The following is an 18,982-nucleotide window of genomic DNA, read 5'->3' as shown; positions in this document are numbered from 1 at the left end:
CGCCCTTCCCTCTGTTATAAAGGAAATTCCAGTCAGAGAATGAGGCCGAGATATGAGCAATAAAATTCAAAGAGTTCGTGGCACCCGCGATCTACTTCCAGAGGACAGTCTTCTTTTCCGTTTTGTCGAAGAATCAGCCTATGAGAAGTCCCTTTTGTACGGTTACGGAGAAATTGAAACTCCGATTTTTGAATTTTCTGACGTTTTTCATCGCACTTTGGGCGAAACATCCGATGTTGTGAATAAAGAGACTTATGATTTTACAGATCGTGGCGGAGAAAGTCTCACATTAAGACCTGAGGGAACAGCGGGTGTGGCGCGCGCTTTTATCTCTGAAGGCATGATGCAGAATCTTCCATTAAAATTTTATTATTCAGGCCCGATGTTTCGATATGAGCGACCACAAAAGGGACGATATCGTCAATTTTACCAATTGGGCGCAGAGTGTTTAGGTTATGACTCCCCACTCGCCGATGTCGAATGCATCGCACTTGCGTGGGATATCTTGCAAAAAATCGGAATCTCTGCGGACTGCACGCTGGAGATCAATACTTTAGGCGACGTTGAAAGTCGCGCGGCTTACCGCGAGGCTTTGGTGAAATACTTCACAGCTCATCAAGATCAATTGTCAGCGGATAGCAAAATGCGTTTGGAGAAAAATCCTTTGCGTATTTTGGATTCCAAAGATGAGGGCGACAAAAAACTCAATGCGAATGCACCAAAACTTGAACAGTATTTGAATGAAACTTCACAAACTTTCTTTAAAAAAGTTTTGGAAGGAATTGAAAAGCTCGGCATCCCGTACAAAGTGAATGATCACTTGGTGCGCGGTCTTGATTACTACTGTCACACCGTTTTTGAATTCACGACGTCCAAGCTGGGAGCCCAAGGCACGGTGTTGGCCGGCGGACGCTACGATGGTTTGATTGAAACCATGGGCGGCCCAAAAACTCCGGGCGTCGGTTGGGCCGCGGGCATTGACCGTTTAGCAGATTTGACTCCTAAAGAACTCGCAATCAAAAAAGAAGTTTTGATTGCTGTTGTCGGTGCTGATGACCAAGGCGAAGAAGAGAGCGTGAAAGTCGCTTACGAAATTCGCGCGCGTGGCTTGAAGGCTGAAAATTTCTTATCAGGTAAGATGGGGAAGAAAATGCAGAAAGCCAACAAAGTCGGTGCGAACTACGCTTTGATTTTAGGTGGCAATGAAGTGGCAAATAAAACTGTCACAGTTAAAAACTTCGCAACAGGTGAACAAACAGAAATCACCCGCGAAGCTCTGAAAAGTTTTGAATTCAAAATTTAGATTTTTAGATTTAATGTAAAAAATTTGGACTAAGATCCATAATAATGGGCGCTGTTTCTTCAGCGCCTTTTTTATTTTATTTTTAGTGTCGAGCTTTTGATCTTAGACTCTCTATTATCTCCTCGCATTCGGATTTCATCGCATGTTTTTTCTAGGGAAAATTCAAGTTTGCTCCTTAACATGGAACAAACTTTTTTCAGGGAGAAAACTGAATGAGAAATTATTTAAAACCTGGCAGAGCCGCGATCGCTCTGACATTAAGTCTGTACGTTTCTCATGCATTGGCTCAACCGAGCTTTGATCGACCGGGTCTGAAGGAGATGACCCAAGAAGAATCGCAAAAACTTCACAAACGAAAAATTAAAAAAGTGCACCCGAACCGCCTGGGCTTAGAGCGCGTAAACAAAGAACGCCGCCAAAAAGGTCAGGCCCCTCTTGTTACAGATACGTCTCTTCCAGAGATGGAATTTGATGAAACTCAAAATGGCGCCAAAAATACAAACACAGCGCCTGAAACCACAGCTTTGGGATCTGCGCCTGCGCAAGTCGACAATTCTGTGCTGCCCGCTTTCCCAGTGATTGCCAATCAAGGCGCGCAAGGTTCTTGCGTTGCTTGGGCGACGACTTACTATTTAATGAGTCACGAAGTGTGTTTAACTTTGGGTTGCGATAACAAAACGGCTCGCGCTCGCGTTTACTCACCAAAGTGGACTTACAACATGATCAACGGTGGGGTGGATAATGGATCTTATTTCTCTGATGCGTTTTCTGTTTTAGAAAAACACGGAGCCGCCTTGATGACGGACTTCCCTTACGACGGTAATTACCTTGGCTGGGATATGACATCCGAGCACTGGAAGCGTGCGATCAACTCACGCATGAAGGCCAGCACCTACACAAGCATTAACACGGATACTGGAATGGCGAACGTAAAACAAATGCTCGCAAACGGTCACGTTGTTGTTGTTGGAACTTACATCAACAGTTGGGTTTATCGAACTGTGCAAGCCAATCCCAACGTCGGATCAAATCCTTTCGTAGGACAGGCCATCGCGACTTATATGAATGGCACAGTCGCAGGTCACGCGATCACTATCGTTGGTTACGACGACACGATATGGACAGATATCAATGGCAACGGTGCTGTTGAGCCTCAAGAAGTCGGCGCTTTCAAATTCGCCAACTCTTTTGGTAACACGTGGAAGAATCAAGGTTACTCCTGGGTTTCTTACGACGCATTGAGAGCGACTTCAACAGTTCCAGGATTTGCTCCGGCAGGTCGCGTGCAGTTAACACAAAGTGGAGTTGCGTATTACACAACATACACTCCATATACGCCAAAACTTTTGGCCGAAGTGAATATGTCCCACGCCTTGCGTTCGCAAGCTTCGTTGCAGTTCGGATCTTCTTCCAACACAGCATCAAGCCCTTCAGCAACGTGGACTCCATCTGCTTTCGTCAATCGCGGTGGTGGTTATGCGTTTGATGGAACGACAGTGGAAAAATCCGGCACCTTCTACTTTGATATTTCTTCATTGGCTGGTTCTGATGTGAGCACACAGAAGTTTTATCTAATCATGAAGGACAGTGCTGCAGGTTCTGCGTTGACGACTTCAGCGTTTAACGTGATTAACGCCAGCGTTGGAAATACATTGATGTCCGCTCCGGGTGTGCCGATGGCCGTTGATGCGACAACAAAAACATTGGTCGCAGGAACAACACCAGCGCCAACTCCTACGCCGACACCCACTCCGAGTCCATCGGATACGATTGCTCCAACAGCTCCAAACTACTTCACGGCAAATCTTGAAACTTATCAAAGAAACAGAAAAGCCCGAGTTGTTTTGAACTGGAAAGGCGCTACAGATAATGTGGGAGTGGTGAAATACTACATCTATAGAAACAACGTGCGTATTGCGACAGCGACATCACTGACTTACACGGACAACAATATTTCCAAAGGCATTAACTACACTTACCAAGTGTCAGCCGTCGATGCCGCAGGAAATGAATCACCAAGATCATTCCCAATCACAGGAATGTGGCAGTAATACTCGCATGAAAAAAAGGACCTTGTAAGCAAGGTCCCCTTATTCTCCACAACAAGATTTATAAAATTTAGTCCTTTCGGCTTTCCCGTCACGCATAAATATGACTAAACTCCAACGTGCGCCTTTATTTCTATCTGCTGACAACGTTCGATCGACTACAGAGTAAGTCAGATTCGAGTCAGAAAGAACATAGCTTCCATCGGGAACTCCCAACAGCTCTTCGAGCTCTCGACGGTTCAAACCAATCAACTTTTTACTCAAAGATAACTCTATCGCTTGTGCTGCTCTGTCAGAGCCAGATTTCCATAATTCCGAATCAAAGGATTTCAGCCCCCAATAATTCTCTAAAAAATCGGAATCTGCAAAATTCTTCCACCTCAAAACGTAAATATAATAAGGGAACTTTACGAGATTCGTGAAGCCGATAGCAATACTGAACCAAACAAAAATACCAATCGTGATAGCACTTAAAAATCGCCAAAAATATTTTCCTATTTTAGCCATTTTAACTCTCTATTTTTAATCTTATCCAAACCAGACTTTTCTAAATCTTCTTCAAAGTCTTTACCTTTATAGTTTTTGCTAAACTTCAGTCCTTCGTTATTATTGTACAAATCCATTCTTTTTTCTTTATCTGGATTATCAGGATCACTTTCATGTGCATCTAAAAACTTTCTACCTTTTTCATCCCCCAACTGTTTACCAACCATTCCTGCCCAGTAATAGTGCCGAAACGCATCTGCCTTATTGTCGATATGCTCGTCTTCGGGAAAATTTTTTCTAGTTATATAGCCCGCAACGGCCGTCAAATATGCTATATGTGCAGCATCCATAGGATATTTCGCCACTAGCTCTTTTTCGGCATCATTGAGTCTAACACCAGTTAGATAATAAGCTCCTTTATCAGCGTAAGATTTGAGGTATTTATCTATAACGACTTTTGAAAGAGCTATCATTTGACCTTTGGTCGGAATAGCGAGGTGGGCGCTGGGCTTAAAATGAGTTCCAATTTTAACACTCTCAGGAGCATATATCTTTACATGAGTTTCTTTATAACCCTTTGATGTAAGTTGAATAAAATATCCTTCCGGGGTCTTTACCCAGCCAACCGGAATCGCCTCTTTTCTATCAGACTGTGGAGAAACGCGTTCTTCAATTTCTCTATAGTTTACGTCAGCTTCGTTAAGCAAACCTCTGAAAGAAGCATAACGTTCACGCATCTCGACAACTTCCGTCGGCAAAAGATCTTCGATGAAAGGTCTTATCTTCTCTCCAACAACCGACTCTCGAAAATTTATCTGGAGCATCTGAAAATATTTTCTCCATATTACTTTGGTTCTTTTCGCTTAGTTCGTCATATTTGGACTCGGAGGCAAGAGACCAAATCAAAGTTTGCGTATCTTCTTGGTTCATTTTCTTTTCTTTATATTTATCTAATAATGAGGGCAGCCACGAGCTGTATTCACTTGGCATCTGGTTAAGATACATTCCATCGCCAGTTAATGGTTGATGCATGCCTACATTTACACAAAATGACTCTAGATCAAACTCATACGAATGCCCCGGCTTCAACTCTAGTTTTCCAGTCGACATGAGTTCTTTAGCTACCGCCCCTTGGGCTGAGAGAATTTCATTTAGTTGAGCTGATATATATTTTCTGTCCCTTTTTGAAAGCTTTTCTTTCGTCAAAAGAGAGTAGAGCTTACTCGCGCTTTCCAGAGGACTTTGAAATTCGGCCAAATCTTTAAAAGTTTTAACCTTATCAAAACTTTTTCTGGTTGTTGAATCGAGACTTGTACAGTTTGGCAAAAAAACAAAAATGAAACCTAAAAAGAAATGCAGCGATAGTCTATAAAGAGTTTTCATATATTGAGCCTGTCATTATGAACTCACTTAATCAACTTTTTGTTTTCTCGTTTTGGAGATAGGTTTATCAATAACGCAAAAGCGCAGCATTGCTATCCAAAAAAATCAACCACGTTAGCGAGGAAGGGAGAGAGGCGCTACGGCACTAAAAACCGAGTTCCGCAGCGCCAAGAAAGAACAGCAGTAGCAATCAGAAAACTAAAAAAAATAAAAAAGGGAGCCAACAAGCTCCCTCAAAGCGCGAGGACTGTCCGAGAGTTTTTAGTGCCGTAGCGCCTCTCTCCCTTCCTCGCGTATCGTAGTACGATTTATTTGCGATACAATTTGACTGACTGTCCTTTGCCCCACCCAGAAATTTTGAGTGAACTAGCGCGAGTCCAAACAAACATCAAAATCAAACCGACTACAAACATCGCAATAGAAAGCCATTGACCGCGAGTGAATCCCAACCATTGGAAACCGATGTGTGCATCTGGCATACGGAAGTGTTCATCACCGACACGAACAATCGCGTACAGCAAAACAAATGTCGCTGCGATAAATCCTGGCTTGCGTGGCTTTCTCCACAACAAGAAAAGAATCAAGAACAAGAAAAGACCTTCACCTAAAGCCGCGAAAAGTTGTGATGGATAGCGTGGTGTCAAAAGCGGTGCAATCGCCTCTTTCGCCGCCGTGTTGCCGTTTTGAATTCCTTCAATCACTTTATTCATGATCGAATAAACCTGATCGCGCGAAACCATATCAAAGCGGAATTTATCAACAAGCTCCAACCATTGCTCGCGGTTCACGCCGACCTTTTCAACAACAGGCACAAGCTCTGTTAGTTTTGTCATGTCTTGAGATGGCCACTGCAAAATATCCTGGGGGAATTTCACAGCCAAAGGGAACGTTGGATCGCAAGGACGTCCTACGAGTTCCCCATTGATGAAGTTCGCAATACGACCAAAGAAAACCCCGATGGGTCCCGAAACTGCGACAAGATCCAAAAGATACAAAGAGTTCACAGAGTATTTACGGGCATACAACAAACACGCTAGCACGATCCCGATCATGCCTCCGTGGCTCGCCATCCCGCCTTCGTTCACCGCCAACACTCCCCAATAAGGGAACGTAGATTTAAACTTCATGAAAAGATCAGGGCCGTAGAAAATCACATACCCCAAACGACCGCCCACCAAAGTACCGATCGCGGCATACGTGATAAAATCGCCGACCATTTGTGGTGTAAGGCCTGCTCTTTGTCTCTTTGCCAACCAAGTAATCAGCAAATAAGCACAGATAAAACCCATCATGTAAGACAGGCCATACCAACGAATTCCAAAATCGCCGGAAATTCTTAGAGCAAACGGATCGAAATCATGAACCACAACGTATCCTTTTTTGAGACGTTAACAGTATATCAAAACGGGAATATTTAGACGCCACCTAATAAAAGCGAGAAAATAGGGACATGTCTAGGTTTTCATCTTTGCTTCTACTGTGCATTATCGCGTTTTCAACGACACCCTCCTTCGCTCAAAGTGGCAGTCGCTGGGGAAGTGGTATCGACTTCACCAAACGAGCGGCCAATCGCGAAGCCGGACGCTGGTCTCTTTCTGAGTGGCTTGAAATGAAAAATAGAAACCGCATGATGGATATGTGGCTTTCTATGAACTCGCCCTCACCTTTTGAGTTTTCTCTCGGCGGAACCTACAACTCCTACAAAACGGAAGTGAAAAATCCCGACAGCAGCAGCTCACACACGTCTTTTGCGGGAGAGCTTTCTGCCTACGCACAGTTTGTCGGCGTGACAGCGGAGTACGAAAACAACACGTCTGAGCATTTTAATGATCTGGCGGGTATGCTGAACATTCGTCTTTTGGGAAATTCGATTCAGAACACGTCGTTCACCATTCACTATGGTCAACGCACACGGGATGCTTCTTTGGGGAAACTGACGCAGCAATTTGGTCAGGCGTCCCTGCAAGTATATTTAACAAAGTATTTCGGTCTTGAAGGTAAATACCGTTATTTCCTTCCCACCTCCACGGATGAATTAGGAGATGTGTCGGGAAATATCACCGAGGCGGGGCTTTTTATAGACTTTAAAGCCATTCGCATTTTCGGTACCTGGTACAAGGAGAGCCAGAAAAATAAGATCCCTGCTGCGACGGATGACACAGTCACCGATCGCGCAGGGATTAGGTCAGGAATCAAAATATTCTTCTAAGATTCCTAAAGCGCGGACTAATCCAATTGGATTAGTTTGTTTTCGCCGCTTACGAAGTAAGACTCAGTAGATTGCTCATGAGACATTGGAGAAGTGACTTTCCACTCCATGTTCATTTGCATTCCCGCGACAGGATCACGTTTTGAACCTGTGTTGAATACAGAAGGGATCACAGCAGTTGCATCCAATTGGAAGCCCCAGCCTACAGATACGTTTGCTGGTTGGAAAGTTGCGTTTGTGATGTATTTACCAACGCCATCAGCAGAACCACCCGCCGTGTAAGTAACACGGTAAGAGTAATCTACAACTGTCATACCGAAACCATTTTCGTATTGAACGTTGTAAACTTTAGATTGTGGCATGCTCCAACCAGAAAGATCAGACCAGCAAGTCAAACCTTTTGGAAGTGCGTTTGCAGTGTCGATTTTGATGTTAACAACAGGGCGACCTGCGTTGATTACGTTGAAGATCTTTTTACCGATGTTGATGATTTGATCTACGATCAACTCAACAGCATCAAGTGGGTTTACAGAACCCAAAGTTTTGTCGCCAGTGAATTTTGGCGCCAAAGGCATTTGAGAAGAATTGCAATCCGCGTTCAAACCGTTGATTGGTTTCGCGAAAAGTTCAGATTGAGCGTATTGCTCAGTCACGTCAGTTACTTTTACTTTTTTGATTTCGAAGTATGCTTTATCGATTGCGAATGCAGAAGAAGCCATTCCCAAAGTCAAAGCCATAGCTACTAGAGAACGAATCATGAGGACCCCCTTATTTGTTGCCCGAGGGTTCTATCAAGGGGCCTAGGGGGTTTCAAACAAAAAACAGAGGATTTTTAGTCTTTTTTGCGGCGCCTCGTGTCACCACTCCTTGGATACCGATAACATCGGGAATATCCAAGACTTGGAATTAGACGCGTTCGACTCAACATTAGAAACAGTCTTCTTTGTATAACTTGCAAGGTAATAGTTAATGGAGGCCCCAATACGCAGGCCTGGCTTCACTTCCGGAGAAACTCCGAACTGAAACCACATGCTCGTCCCCTGCCAAGTTTCTGTCGATGTTCCGTCAGAAAACGTGGCACGGCTTAAAATATTGTACGCGGCACTGAGGTTGTATAACTCGTTTTTTCCAAACTGCCACTTCACATAAGGACCCGTGTCTGACGAAGAAAACGTTTCCGTGGTCGTGTCTTTATTCGTATGAGAAATGCCGGAGTAATTCCATCCGCCCCAAAAATTTTTATTCAGACTGAAGGCCACGCCAACATTATAAAAATATTTCGAAGAGGTTTTTGTCGCTGAGGTTGAAAGAGTGTCAGAGAGATAAGTTCCGCCGACTTCCAAAAGAAGGCCGGCGCGAGCTTGTGAGGTCATAAGAATAATAATAAGTACGGCGAATAATTTCTTCACAGGATCTTTATCGGCGCCCTAAGGAAACTGTCTCAGTCCGGGAAGGTCTAGTTTCTTCTTAAAAGAGCAGCATAAAAACCGTCGAAACCTTCTTTGTCTGGACGAAGGTGGATCTGTTTTACCAGAGTCCAACGCTCCCCATGTTCCGCCAAGAATCTTTCGATCTGTTTTTCATTTTCACTCGGAAGAAGACTGCAAGTGGCATAAACCAACTGCCCGCCTTTTTTCGTGATATCGCAGTAGCTTGTTAAAATTTCGTACTGCAAATCGTGAAGACGCGCGATCTCTTCGTTAGAAAGTTTCCACTTCGAATCCGGATTGCGACGAAGAACGCCCATTCCTGAACAAGGTACATCGAGCAAAACTCTGTCTGCTGTGTCGTAGAGGCGCTTAATCACTTTGCTGGAATCAATCACACGCGTTTCAATAACGTCGACACCATCACGGCGTGCGCGCACTTTCAACTCTTGCAATTTCCACTCGTGAATATCGAGGGAAATGATCTTTCCCTTGTTCTTCATTAAAGAAGCCATGTGCAAACTCTTGCCACCTGCTCCCGCACAGGCATCGACCACGCGATGCCCTGGCTGCACGTCCAACAACGGAACAACCATTTGCGAAGCGGCATCTTGAACTTCAAAAAGGCCTTTTTTGAAAGGCTCTGTGATGAAAACGTTTTTGCGTTCAGTGAGTTTCAAAGCATGAGGCAAATCCGGCGACACTTTCACCGCGGAAATTCCGGCTTCCGTGAGAGTCTTTAACAATTCATCCGGAGTTGTTTTTAAAACATTCGTGCGCAGAAAAACTTCCGCAGGCTGATTCAAAGCACGCACAACGTCTTTGTAATCAGGGCCTAGTTCCTGTGCTAAACGCTGCTCCATCCAATCAGGAATAGATTGCGCGATCGCGAAGGACGGAATGTCTTTCATGCGAGCTTGTACGTCTTTCGCAGAAAGGCCTTCAAGCTCTTCCCAATCAGGAAGTTCATTTCCTTGGCGAACCCAATAAGCGCCCCAGATTTTCCAGAAGTCGTTGTCATCGGCAAGATAACTAAGAAGGCGTTCCCAACGGACGATCTCGTAGACGGACTCTGCAAAAAATCTTCTGTCGCGAGAGCCCCATTGTTTTTGCGCCTTGAGATTGCGCTGAATAACTTTGTCTGCGTACTGCCCTTGTTCAAAAACTTCGTCAAGGGCGCCAATAATAGTTTCTACGAGATGCTTATGAATCTTCAAAATGTAAATACCAATCCACCTGATAAGAAGGTGCCGTTAAATTGCCCGGAAGAGAGCAAATGAATGTGGTTTTTTAAACCAGCTTCAATGAAGAATCCAGTATTTTCAAAAATATCAAAGAACCGTGCGCCTAATACCAACTGGTAATCGAGCGAAAGAGCGGATTTGCTGTTGGTCTGTTTGAAAAAAACTCCCAGTCCGACACCTGCGCCAAAATATAACGGAAAGCGCGAGCCCGCATCGGGAAATGTGAGGAGAGGCATGAAAGAAAGTTTTGAAGGATTCTCTACCGGCAAATCAAATTCCGCATAGTCGATGCGCAGATTCAAATCCATGGAGTTTTGCCACTCGCCCACGCGGTAAGTGACTCCGAAAGTGTTTCCACCCACGTCGTCTTGCTGACCGTTTTTACCCCAATCGTAAGATTGTGAGGACATGTAACGGCCAAAATGCAGAGCTAAAAAGTGATCCGTGGGACCGGGATTTCCCGCTTGGTAACTTTGTGCGGGATCGCGTTTTTGAAAGTAACGAGCGGCAGCGTCGCGGCCGACCACAGGTTGTGACTCTTGTGCTAAAGCAGCGGAGCCCATCAGCAAGGGCAAAATCAATGATAGAAAAGTCTTCACACGCACCTCATTTTCTGCCCTTTATTCTATCCAGTTTTTAGCTCGCTAGGTAAGTCTAATGACGCGTGCAGTTATTAGACCTAGACACGTTGACTCCCCAGGGCCGCATCCCTAATCTCCAGGCAGCTTTTAAGACGGGACCAAAGACTATGAAATGCCCCTTTTGTGGACATGCAGACGACAGAGTTTTAGATACTCGAGTGCAGAAAGATGGCAGCATCCGCCGCCGTCGTGAGTGCCTTGAGTGCAAAGCTCGTTTCTCGACAGTCGAGACGATCATGCTCGCCTTCCCGTTCATCATTAAAAAAGACGGACGCCGCGAACCTTTTAGCAAAGAGAAAATCTTAAAAGGTCTTCAAGCTGCCTGCCAAAAACGCCCTGTGAGCTTGGCACAGATTGATGCCGTGGTGGAAAGAATCTCTTCTTGGGTTGTAAACCGCGGAGAGAGTGAAATTTCATCTCGTCTTATCGGCAAAAAAGTCATGGCGGAATTAAAACAACTCGACGACGTGGCTTACATCCGCTTTGCGAGTGTGTACCGCACCTTCAAAGACGTCCAAGAGTTTGTGGAGACACTGGAAGACGCTGAACTGCTTGATTTTGTCGATGCAAATAATCCACAATTAAGTCTCACAGCGATGAACTTTGTAGAAAACGAAAAGAAACCAAATGAAACTGACAGCAAGACGACAAGCCCGCGAACTCGCACTCCAAATCCTCTTTCAAACTGAGTTCGCACCTCAGATCAGCTACCAAACATTCCTCGATGTTTTTGAGCAGACTGTCGATCCAGAAGTGATCGATTACGCCGATCTTTTGGTCACGGGCGTGCAATCGAATAAAGCCGCTGTGGATTCCAAAATTCAAGCGTCGAGTGCTCACTGGAAAGTCGAGCGCATGGCCACGATTGATCGCAATATCTTGCGCATCGCTGTTTACGAAATGAAATTTGCCAAAGATCCCATCAAAGAAAACATCGCCATCAACGAAGCCGTTGAGATTGCGAAAAAATACGGAACGACAGAGTCTGCCAGTTTCGTGAATGGTCTTCTTGATCAAGTGAGTAAGGTGCACTAATGGCCATAAGCGTGCTTTCCCAAGCCAGCGCTCTGAATCCCGGTTCTGACCTTTGGATCGTGCCTGACTTGGAAAAGTCGCAGTGGACTGCCAAGCTTGATTGGTATTTGAATTTTCAAATCTGCAAAGCCTCTCGTCATCACACACACTCTCTTCCCGCTTATCTCAAAGAAGTTTTGGTTGAAACGGAACTTGAGAAAAAATCTTTAAGATCCAAAGACACGGCTCCACTGATGATCGCTTCTTCAGAGTTGCTTCCCAACAAGTGGGTTGTGATTTTGCCATGGCAAGGAGACTTGTCTGCATGGACGTCTCAGGTTTTCGAGATTTGGCAAAAGTTGAAAGAGCCCACAATGCGTGTTTTTCTGCCGCCTGGACAAAGCACAGGAAACTTGCAACTGGCGTGGAAAACCCATCACGAAGTGCAAGACTTCACCGTCGTTCTTGATTAGCAGCAATTAAATTCCTCACTGTATTTTACCGTCCCGCCCCGATGGTCGCGTTTACTTGCCTGTTCCGGGTTTTTAAAATCTTGTTAAGAGCATAACGCTCAACACACGAAAAAATCGGGAGGGACTATGAAAACTCTATCTCTACTTTTTGCTTCCTTTGTTTTTTGTCTGATCACAAACAGCGCTTATGCCCAGGGTGAACAGTCGACCGAAGGAGGACAGGGTTCACTGCCGAACGTTTTCTCTGACGAAACGATGACGTTGCCGGATTTTGCGGAAAGACTTTTAACTCCAAATTCTTACACGTGCCGAGCTTGGACAACATGCCCTGGTGGCTATCGCATCTCTTGTTGGTCCCGTGGTTATCGCTGTTATTCAGAAGTCACTCCTGGATATCGCGTTTACTGTAGTGCAACTTCCAAATCCGGATACACAAAATACTGGGTTTACTACTGCTACTAAAATTCTCTGACGACGGCGGCCTGGAATTTCGTCTAGGTCGTCATTAGCTCACTGTCTTGCTTGATTAAACCGTCACTTCTCCTCAGAATAAACTTAAGGGGAACGTGCATGGAAAAATTATCTCAATCTTTAGTTTCAAAATTCACAAAGTTGCAAAGACGTTTTGAGTCTTTCTTGGACAACGATTTTGAAAATAAAGTCGAAGAGACAGAACGCAATCAAGCAAGTTTTGAAGCCTCTCGCGATGTCTCTTTGGTTCGTGGTCTGTCACAAGGTTTACCGGAAGATCATATTGATCGCGCCATCGTGGTGTTTTCTCGCCTGGCAATGATGTTTGACGCCGGAGTTTTATTGGAAAATCACGACAGCCAATGGAGAGCGCAAGCTTATTTCCACAAAGGTGTGAGTCAGCTTTTAAAAAACAATGGTAAAACGGTCGTGAAACTTCCCGATATGACTTTGATGTCGGTTCTAAAAACAGATTCACGTTCAATGCTTGAAAAAATGCAGTTGCAACATCTTGATCCGGATCACAAGACAACATGCCTTGTGATTAAAGCAAGCCCCGACTTCGCGTTTATTTTATTTTCCGGAATGGCGGACTTGTGGCTCAAAGAACATATCGAAAACGTGCGCCGTTCCCTTATCAATGGATTTGCTGACTAATGAGCGAAAACGAAAACAAAACCTACACGATTTATATTCTTTCAGACAGTACGGGCGAAACGGCGGCGACGATGATTCGTGCGGCCCTTGTTCAGTACTCTACCAAAGACATCAATATGATTCGTTGTAAGAACGTGCGCACAGAAACTCAAGCCGAAGCGGTCATTGAAGAATGTTTTGAGCGCCGGGGAATGCTTGCCTATACGGTGGCGAGCCAACAGCTTCGCAATAAAATTCGCGAAATGGCTTCGGGTAAAGGCATTCCTTATTTTGATTTGCTCGGCCCTCTTCTTAGCACTTTGGATGTGTTTTTTGGTGAGCACTCTGAATCCCACGTCGGTGCTCTTCGTGCGGTGGATGAAAGATACTTTAAGCGCATTGAGGCAATTGAGTACACCGTGAAACATGACGACGGAAAAACTTTTGCGGAATTAGACAAAGCTGACATCGTGTTGGTGGGAATTTCCCGCACAAGTAAAACTCCTTTGTCGATTTTCTTAAGTCACAAAGGTTGGAAGGTCGCAAACGTTCCTTTGGTTTTAGATACTCCCCTGCCGGAAGAATTATTTAAAATTGATCAGCGCCGTATTGTAGGATTGATTATCGATATGGATTCCCTGCAAAGAATTCGTAAGAGCCGTCTTGAAAAGTTCGGACAAGATCCTGGTGGTGAATACGCTTCGATGGCTCATATCGCAAAAGAAATTGAATATGCTGAAAAAATCTTTAAGCAGAATCGCCGCTGGCCCGTGTTCAACGTGACGGAGCGCGCGTTAGAAGAAAATGCGAGCGAGATTGTTCGTATTATCGCCGCTCGCTTGGGATTGCCTGACAGCGTGATCTTTTAGTTCTTTTCTCCGCCACGTTTGTTGGCAAAGAAATAAACTTTTCCGTTAGAAACTTGCATCACAAAACGATCTGCCATGGAGCTTTCAAAAACCATTTCAAAGTTGGGAGCTTGTGGCAGTTTTAAATCTTCCGCCGTCACGACGGCTTCTACATTTTTATGACCAATTGTTACGTGAGCTGACGGTAGAAATCTAAAAGTGCAACCGGAGCCTTCTTCGCCAACACCACAATCCATTTTGATGCTTCCATCAGAAGATATCAAAGTGGCTTTGCCGCCAAGACCTAAAACGTCCATCATCTCTGCCAAACGCATAGAGCGGTTGTGATTTTCATTGATCAGAACATTTACCTTTTCAGGGCGATAGAAAACGCCGACAGAATCTGACGCTGCAAACGCCGAGGAAGTCGCTAGGATTGAAATAAGAATCGTCAAACACGTTTTCATAAGTCCCTCTTTTGAAAATTCATGACATGGTTTTAAAACTGATTACCACTGCCTTTCGGATACTTGCAATGACCTTCTTGTTTTGTCGCAGGGATTCCCAAAAGAAATGGAAAACCCTCCTTGCACTTTCTAATCTCCAAAAAAAGGAGACCTTATGAAGAAATTAGCTTTGATGATTCTCATGACACTTTCATTTACCAGCGCTGCCTTCGCTACGGACACTGTTTCGTCTATGGAACAGCTCCCTGCCAACGCCGTGATTGAACCGCTTATGACGACCGCGAGCTTTGAGCGCCCGCAATGCCCACGTGGTTATGTGGTGGCGAAAAAATACTGTTGGAGCAAAGAGGATTTTTGCTTTCATCACTGCGGTTACATCTGCAGTAAAATTCCACCATCAAACGACCGCGACAGCCGTCACTAGATTTCCGATTTAAATAGGTAATAAAAAAGGCTTGTGCAAAATCAAATCTGCACAAGCCTTTAAGAAAAGATTTATTTAAAATTTACGCCGCTTTTTGAGTCGCGTGTTCTTCTTCACGTGCCGGGAATGGAACTGTTTCTCCGCGCGCATGCTGACCGGAAGCACCATACACGACAAGATTCAACTCATCGACCACGGTCTTCATGATTTGCGCTTGAGTGTTGATCTCATCCGCCGTGCCTGCGATTTCTTCCGAAGACGCTGCATTAGATTGAACGGATTGATCCAACTGATTCATCGCTTTACCGATTTGCGCAATGCCTGTGGATTGTTCTTCGCTGGCCACGGCAATTTCATTGTTCAAGTCAGAAACCTTCTTCACTGACTGAACGATATTTTTTAGCATGTCGCCGGATTTTGCCGACTTCATAGTGCCGCGTTCGATTTTTTCTACGGATTCTTTAATAAGGCCCGTGATATCTTTTGCAGCTGATGCGGATCTCTGCGCCAAAGAACGAACGGCTTCTGCAACAACGGCGAAACCTTTACCGTGCTCACCGGCACGAGCGGCTTCAACGGAAGCGTTCAATGCTAGAAGATTTGTCTGGAACGCGATATCGTCAATCACGTTGATGATCTCTTCGATCTTCTTAGAAGAATCAGAGATTTCATTCATTGAAGACAAAAGCTCCTGCATTTCTTTTTCACCTTGAACGGCAACATCAGAAGACGCTGACGACAAAGAGGCTGCTTGTTTCGCGTTATCAGAATTCATTTTCACCATGGACGTCATCTCTTCAAGAGCCGCCACAGTTTCTTCTAAGGACGCCGCAGACTCACTGGATGATTGCGACAACGATTGACCTGCAATCGACAGCTGTTGAATTGCTGAAGACACTTGGTCACCGGAACTTTGTAATTTTTTAGACAAGGCACTGACCGATTTAGAAATATAACGAGCAATCAAGATCACGGCCGCAAGAAGGAAGAGGATTCCCGTCAATGCGATCACCACTTGCGTCCACACCATTGAATTCGCTTCCGCCAAAACGGTTTTTGTTGGTGTGCGCACAATCAAAGCCCATGGCTCCTCAGTGTTTCCAACAGCCAACGGAGTTACAACATAAAGATACTCATTGTTGTCTTTTGGATCGATACCCGTGATTTGGATCTCTTCACCTTTTTTAACGGCTTCTTTAAATTTATCCGCCTCAAATGGATACTGAGCTTCTTTTGTGATCAGTTTTTCATCTGGATGAGAAACGTAGTTTCCCTTTGCCGTAACCAGGAAAGCTTCAGATGTCTCAAATGGCTTAATCGAAGCCGCCTTCTTTTGGATTTCCTTCAAAGGAAGATCGACGCCGGCCACACCATAGAATTTTCCTTCAATCACAATAGGAACTACGGCAGATGTCATCAACACTTGCACGCCATCAATGGGATAAAGATAGGGCTCAACCATGGTTTCTTTTTGACGGCTTTTTGGAACTAAATAGTAATCGCCTTCACCGGGATTCGTATAACCAATCAACGGAGTTAAAGAGGCTTTGCCGCCCTCCCAGTTCATATAAGGAACAAAACGCCCTGAAGCATCGTTGCCTTTGGTGTTTGCGTATTGGGCGTCTTTGCCATCCCACGCATTGGGCTCCCACCCCGTCCATGTACCGATAAGAAATTTATTTTTAACTAAAATCTCGTGAAGAGCTTCATTGATATTTTCACGGCCCGTGTAGCCCACTTTTTTGTAAGCTTCAAGAATGTGCGCCATATTGCGAGCGATGTCCAAACCATGCTCCACTTCCAAACGCATTTCAGTCGCATAAGCACGCGCCGTTGCCACTGTTTTGTCTGTCGCACCTTTTTTGGCCGTCTCGTGACCGTTACGAGCCATCAAGAACGTCATTGTTCCCAACACCAATAAAGCGATGAGAATAATGGGAACAGCGAGCTTCACTTGAATTGAATAGTACTTCTTCATTAACATTCCTTCTTCACATTAAGACAAGATCTACTCGTGTCTTTTCGGAAGAAGGAGTGATTAAATTAGGTCTAGATAGATGAAAACTAACCTTTCTCCTGTTGAGCCATGGTTTGATAAAAGATCTCGACCAAAGCTTTATTGTCGGAGTTCTTTTTATAATAGAACATCAGATCGATTTCATAGTGAAGGTCCTTCACGTAAACGCGGTTCAAACGTCCGGACCGCACTTGTTTCTTGATTGAGTGCGCTGGCAAAAATCCCCAACCTAAACCCGCTTCGATCACGCGCTTTAAAGTTCCCACATTGGCTGATTCAAAAATCGAAGCGACTTGCAAACCCAAAGCTTGCAACTTGCTGTTCACTAGACCACTAAAGCCCGGAAACTCATCTGTGAAATTCACCAATGGGAAGGCGCTGATATCTTTCATCGTGATCTGCTGAGGCATTTTTTCATCTTTGCTTGAACCCACCAGCCACATTTCTTCCTTCACCAGGAATTTTTGCTCGCAGTTTTCAAGCTCCGCAGAAAACTCCACCTTCACGTCCGGAAGAATCAAGATATCGTACTGACCTTTTTTAAAACCTTTGATCAACTCGTCACCACGTTCGTAATCAATCTTCAACATCAGATCCGGATTGTGGCGCATAAGTCGACCCACAATCGGACTCATCAAGTGAAGACCGAGTGAGTTCAATGTCCCAATTCGAAGCTGTCCCTTCATTTGATTGCCGATGGATTTGATGGCAATTTCCGCTTGTTGTGTCAGATTGATAATCTTTTTGGCGTACTCGTAGAGGACTTCCCCTTGAGGAGTCGCTTTAATTTGGCGTACACCGCGCACCAAAAGCTCCACTCCTAGATCTTCCTCCAGATTCCGAATTTGCTGGGAAACCGCAGGCTGAGTCAGATAAAGCTTATCAGCCGCAGCTGTCATGCTGCCCTCACTGATGACTGTTACAAAGGTGGTCAGCTGATAAAGGTTCTTCACCGGAAATTTCTCCTTTTGCTCTTTGATCCGAAGGAACTTTGTTATTATACTTTGTAAACAAACATGACTCAGACATAGTCGGAGTCTAAATCAGCCGAGGTCCGCATGAAGTATAGTTTGTTCGCATCACTCGCCGTTATTCTACTCAGTTTTAGCGCCCATGCAAAAGTCTTTCGTAATGCTTACATCGCATTCGAGATGCCTGAAACTTGGAAGTGCAACTTGGAGCAAACCGAATGGGTCTGCCGAAGTGAACAAACCAAAGAATCTAAAGAGGCCATCATCATTCTTACAGCCAAAGAAGTGGGACCGACAGATACATTCGCTCTTTACGAATCTCACTTAAACTCGCCGATCTCCGTGAACCTTCGCGGTGGCGGCACGACAGAGTCTAAAATCGTTTATAAAGCGAAAAGCGTGCAGATCAACGACCAAACATGGGTGGATTCTTTGCACTTAGGATCGGAAGTTCCTAACTACTTCACTCGTTATCTTGCAACAATCAAAGATAAAATCGCGATCCTTGTGACCTTCAGTGCGCACAAGCAGTACTACACTAAATACAGCCAAGATTTCTTTAAAGCCGTGATGAGTTTGCGCGTGATCGCTTCAAAAAATCTTTTGGCAAAACCGGACCTTGGTCCAATCCGCCCTGGTTCTGAAACCTTGGGTGCACCGATCAGCTCGGCCATGCCAGCGGATATGCTTCAAGGGGATGGCACGGAAAGCAAAGGGAGCAATAAAGCCATGCTCCTAGGCGGGGCCCTTCTGCTTGCGGCTTTGGGTGCGATCATCTTCCTACGCGCACGTAAGAAAAGAAAATAAGAAACTGTTTCAAACTGAGACACTGTTCTTAAGAAAACGAGGGGCTTCTCCGAAAAGTCTGTATGACTTCCCTCAGGAGAACCACCCTCGTTTTGTTTTTTATGGGCTGTTGC

General features: G+C 44.8%; 22 protein-coding genes. 11 read left to right on the top strand and 11 right to left on the bottom strand.

Annotated features, from left to right (window positions below):
- Nucleotides 1–52: 52 nt before the first annotated feature.
- Together hisS and ACLSSO_RS05085 are read left to right on the top strand one after the other, a co-directional pair.
- Complete coding sequence (hisS, locus tag ACLSSO_RS05090; protein ID WP_295903093.1) at nt 53–1,303, top strand: histidine--tRNA ligase; 1,251 nt, start codon at nt 53–55, stop codon at nt 1,301–1,303.
- A 212-nt stretch (nt 1,304–1,515) separates the two neighbouring features.
- Nucleotides 1,516–3,354: a C1 family peptidase gene (locus ACLSSO_RS05085; protein ID WP_413944252.1), complete on the top strand. Its 1,839-nt coding sequence runs from the start codon at nt 1,516–1,518 to the stop codon at nt 3,352–3,354.
- A gap of 39 nt (nt 3,355–3,393) precedes the next feature.
- Here ACLSSO_RS05085 and ACLSSO_RS05080 read toward each other — a convergent pair whose 3' ends face one another.
- From ACLSSO_RS05080 to lgt, 4 genes are all read right to left on the bottom strand, one after another.
- Entirely contained in the window at nt 3,394–3,858 is a 465-nt protein-coding gene (locus tag ACLSSO_RS05080) for a hypothetical protein (RefSeq protein ID WP_413944251.1), read from the bottom strand.
- A complete protein-coding gene (locus ACLSSO_RS05075) occupies nt 3,846–4,574 on the bottom strand; it encodes a DUF6973 domain-containing protein (protein WP_295903102.1) in 729 nt (242 codons plus the stop codon). Before ACLSSO_RS05075 ends, ACLSSO_RS05080 begins: the two co-directional genes overlap by 13 nt.
- On the bottom strand, nt 4,567–5,220 hold the full coding sequence (locus ACLSSO_RS05070) for a hypothetical protein (RefSeq protein ID WP_413944250.1): 654 nt from the start codon (nt 5,218–5,220) through the stop codon (nt 4,567–4,569). The genes ACLSSO_RS05075 and ACLSSO_RS05070 overlap by 8 nt, the downstream gene beginning before the upstream one ends.
- Before the next feature lie 308 nt (nt 5,221–5,528).
- Complete coding sequence (gene lgt, locus ACLSSO_RS05065) at nt 5,529–6,587, bottom strand: prolipoprotein diacylglyceryl transferase (RefSeq protein WP_295903106.1); 1,059 nt, start codon at nt 6,585–6,587, stop codon at nt 5,529–5,531.
- An 83-nt stretch (nt 6,588–6,670) separates the two neighbouring features.
- On the opposite strand from lgt, the gene ACLSSO_RS05060 reads away from it, so the two are divergent.
- A complete protein-coding gene (locus ACLSSO_RS05060) occupies nt 6,671–7,429 on the top strand; it encodes a hypothetical protein (protein ID WP_295903108.1) in 759 nt (252 codons plus the stop codon).
- Between the two features lie 17 nt (nt 7,430–7,446).
- Here ACLSSO_RS05060 and ACLSSO_RS05055 read toward each other — a convergent pair whose 3' ends face one another.
- From ACLSSO_RS05055 to ACLSSO_RS05040, 4 genes are all read right to left on the bottom strand, one after another.
- On the bottom strand, nt 7,447–8,187 hold the full coding sequence (locus ACLSSO_RS05055) for a hypothetical protein (protein ID WP_295903111.1): 741 nt from the start codon (nt 8,185–8,187) through the stop codon (nt 7,447–7,449).
- A gap of 99 nt (nt 8,188–8,286) precedes the next feature.
- A complete protein-coding gene (locus tag ACLSSO_RS05050; RefSeq protein WP_413944249.1) occupies nt 8,287–8,838 on the bottom strand; it encodes a hypothetical protein in 552 nt (183 codons plus the stop codon).
- Nucleotides 8,839–8,885: 47 nt separating this feature from the next.
- Nucleotides 8,886–10,073: an RsmB/NOP family class I SAM-dependent RNA methyltransferase gene (locus tag ACLSSO_RS05045; RefSeq protein ID WP_413944248.1), complete on the bottom strand. Its 1,188-nt coding sequence runs from the start codon at nt 10,071–10,073 to the stop codon at nt 8,886–8,888.
- Nucleotides 10,070–10,699 carry a hypothetical protein gene (locus ACLSSO_RS05040; RefSeq protein ID WP_413944247.1) on the bottom strand — a complete coding sequence of 210 codons (630 nt, stop codon included), beginning with the start codon at nt 10,697–10,699 and terminating at the stop codon, nt 10,070–10,072. Before ACLSSO_RS05040 ends, ACLSSO_RS05045 begins: the two co-directional genes overlap by 4 nt.
- A 149-nt stretch (nt 10,700–10,848) precedes the next feature.
- Here ACLSSO_RS05040 and nrdR point away from each other — a divergent pair, with 149 nt between their 5' ends.
- The 6 genes from nrdR (at nt 10,849) to ACLSSO_RS05010 (ending at nt 14,204) form a co-directional block, all read left to right on the top strand.
- Nucleotides 10,849–11,430 (top strand): transcriptional regulator NrdR, encoded by a 582-nt coding sequence (nrdR, locus tag ACLSSO_RS05035; protein WP_295903123.1) that lies wholly within the window; start codon nt 10,849–10,851, stop codon nt 11,428–11,430.
- Entirely contained in the window at nt 11,369–11,776 is a 408-nt protein-coding gene (gene nusB / locus ACLSSO_RS05030) for a transcription antitermination factor NusB (protein ID WP_413944246.1), read from the top strand. Before nrdR ends, nusB begins: the two co-directional genes overlap by 62 nt.
- A complete protein-coding gene (locus tag ACLSSO_RS05025; RefSeq protein ID WP_295903128.1) occupies nt 11,776–12,228 on the top strand; it encodes a hypothetical protein in 453 nt (150 codons plus the stop codon). Before nusB ends, ACLSSO_RS05025 begins: the two co-directional genes overlap by 1 nt.
- Nucleotides 12,229–12,354: 126 nt before the next feature.
- Complete coding sequence (locus ACLSSO_RS05020; RefSeq protein WP_413944245.1) at nt 12,355–12,690, top strand: hypothetical protein; 336 nt, start codon at nt 12,355–12,357, stop codon at nt 12,688–12,690.
- A gap of 108 nt (nt 12,691–12,798) precedes the next feature.
- Nucleotides 12,799–13,356: a GTP cyclohydrolase gene (locus ACLSSO_RS05015; protein WP_413944244.1), complete on the top strand. Its 558-nt coding sequence runs from the start codon at nt 12,799–12,801 to the stop codon at nt 13,354–13,356.
- Nucleotides 13,356–14,204 carry a pyruvate, water dikinase regulatory protein gene (locus tag ACLSSO_RS05010; protein ID WP_340590687.1) on the top strand — a complete coding sequence of 283 codons (849 nt, stop codon included), beginning with the start codon at nt 13,356–13,358 and terminating at the stop codon, nt 14,202–14,204. The genes ACLSSO_RS05015 and ACLSSO_RS05010 overlap by 1 nt, the downstream gene beginning before the upstream one ends.
- On the opposite strand, the gene ACLSSO_RS05005 is transcribed toward ACLSSO_RS05010, so the two are convergent.
- Nucleotides 14,201–14,650 carry a hypothetical protein gene (locus ACLSSO_RS05005; protein WP_295906090.1) on the bottom strand — a complete coding sequence of 150 codons (450 nt, stop codon included), beginning with the start codon at nt 14,648–14,650 and terminating at the stop codon, nt 14,201–14,203. The two genes, ACLSSO_RS05010 and ACLSSO_RS05005, sit on opposite strands and share 4 nt — an antisense overlap.
- Before the next feature lie 154 nt (nt 14,651–14,804).
- Between ACLSSO_RS05005 and ACLSSO_RS05000 the strand changes: the two genes are divergently transcribed.
- On the top strand, nt 14,805–15,074 hold the full coding sequence (locus tag ACLSSO_RS05000; protein ID WP_413944243.1) for a hypothetical protein: 270 nt from the start codon (nt 14,805–14,807) through the stop codon (nt 15,072–15,074).
- A gap of 82 nt (nt 15,075–15,156) precedes the next feature.
- Here ACLSSO_RS05000 and ACLSSO_RS04995 read toward each other — a convergent pair whose 3' ends face one another.
- Nucleotides 15,157–17,052, bottom strand: coding sequence for a methyl-accepting chemotaxis protein (locus ACLSSO_RS04995; protein ID WP_413944242.1), 1,896 nt, complete (start codon nt 17,050–17,052; stop codon nt 15,157–15,159).
- An 86-nt stretch (nt 17,053–17,138) separates the two neighbouring features.
- Nucleotides 17,139–18,044, bottom strand: coding sequence for a LysR family transcriptional regulator (locus tag ACLSSO_RS04990; RefSeq protein ID WP_413944241.1), 906 nt, complete (start codon nt 18,042–18,044; stop codon nt 17,139–17,141).
- Nucleotides 18,045–18,149: 105 nt separating this feature from the next.
- On the opposite strand from ACLSSO_RS04990, the gene ACLSSO_RS04985 reads away from it, so the two are divergent.
- Nucleotides 18,150–18,869: a hypothetical protein gene (locus ACLSSO_RS04985; protein WP_413944240.1), complete on the top strand. Its 720-nt coding sequence runs from the start codon at nt 18,150–18,152 to the stop codon at nt 18,867–18,869.
- The last annotated feature ends 113 nt before the right edge of the window (nt 18,870–18,982 follow it).

Source organism: Bdellovibrio sp. HCB-162 (genome assembly GCF_047344985.1).
Classification (GTDB): Bacteria; Bdellovibrionota; Bdellovibrionia; order Bdellovibrionales; family Bdellovibrionaceae; genus Bdellovibrio.
Note: the sequence above shows the minus strand (reverse complement) of the source record. Positions and strands in the feature narration are given on the sequence as shown.

What these genes read in the sequence shown, in the direction of transcription:
- hisS (WP_295903093.1), top strand. Translation starts at nt 53, where the DNA reads ATGAGCAATAAAATTCAAAGAGTTCGTGGCACCCGCGATCTACTTCCA.
- ACLSSO_RS05085 (WP_413944252.1), top strand. Translation starts at nt 1,516, where the DNA reads ATGAGAAATTATTTAAAACCTGGCAGAGCCGCGATCGCTCTGACATTA.
- ACLSSO_RS05080 (WP_413944251.1), bottom strand. Translation starts at nt 3,858, where the DNA reads ATGGCTAAAATAGGAAAATATTTTTGGCGATTTTTAAGTGCTATCACG.
- ACLSSO_RS05075 (WP_295903102.1), bottom strand. Translation starts at nt 4,574, where the DNA reads ATGCGTGAACGTTATGCTTCTTTCAGAGGTTTGCTTAACGAAGCTGAC.
- ACLSSO_RS05070 (WP_413944250.1), bottom strand. Translation starts at nt 5,220, where the DNA reads ATGAAAACTCTTTATAGACTATCGCTGCATTTCTTTTTAGGTTTCATT.
- ACLSSO_RS05060 (WP_295903108.1), top strand. Translation starts at nt 6,671, where the DNA reads ATGTCTAGGTTTTCATCTTTGCTTCTACTGTGCATTATCGCGTTTTCA.
- ACLSSO_RS05055 (WP_295903111.1), bottom strand. Translation starts at nt 8,187, where the DNA reads ATGATTCGTTCTCTAGTAGCTATGGCTTTGACTTTGGGAATGGCTTCT.
- nrdR (WP_295903123.1), top strand. Translation starts at nt 10,849, where the DNA reads ATGAAATGCCCCTTTTGTGGACATGCAGACGACAGAGTTTTAGATACT.
- nusB (WP_413944246.1), top strand. Translation starts at nt 11,369, where the DNA reads ATGAAACTGACAGCAAGACGACAAGCCCGCGAACTCGCACTCCAAATC.
- ACLSSO_RS05025 (WP_295903128.1), top strand. Translation starts at nt 11,776, where the DNA reads ATGGCCATAAGCGTGCTTTCCCAAGCCAGCGCTCTGAATCCCGGTTCT.
- ACLSSO_RS05020 (WP_413944245.1), top strand. Translation starts at nt 12,355, where the DNA reads ATGAAAACTCTATCTCTACTTTTTGCTTCCTTTGTTTTTTGTCTGATC.
- ACLSSO_RS05015 (WP_413944244.1), top strand. Translation starts at nt 12,799, where the DNA reads ATGGAAAAATTATCTCAATCTTTAGTTTCAAAATTCACAAAGTTGCAA.
- ACLSSO_RS05010 (WP_340590687.1), top strand. Translation starts at nt 13,356, where the DNA reads ATGAGCGAAAACGAAAACAAAACCTACACGATTTATATTCTTTCAGAC.
- ACLSSO_RS05005 (WP_295906090.1), bottom strand. Translation starts at nt 14,650, where the DNA reads ATGAAAACGTGTTTGACGATTCTTATTTCAATCCTAGCGACTTCCTCG.
- ACLSSO_RS05000 (WP_413944243.1), top strand. Translation starts at nt 14,805, where the DNA reads ATGAAGAAATTAGCTTTGATGATTCTCATGACACTTTCATTTACCAGC.
- ACLSSO_RS04995 (WP_413944242.1), bottom strand. Translation starts at nt 17,052, where the DNA reads ATGAAGAAGTACTATTCAATTCAAGTGAAGCTCGCTGTTCCCATTATT.
- ACLSSO_RS04985 (WP_413944240.1), top strand. Translation starts at nt 18,150, where the DNA reads ATGAAGTATAGTTTGTTCGCATCACTCGCCGTTATTCTACTCAGTTTT.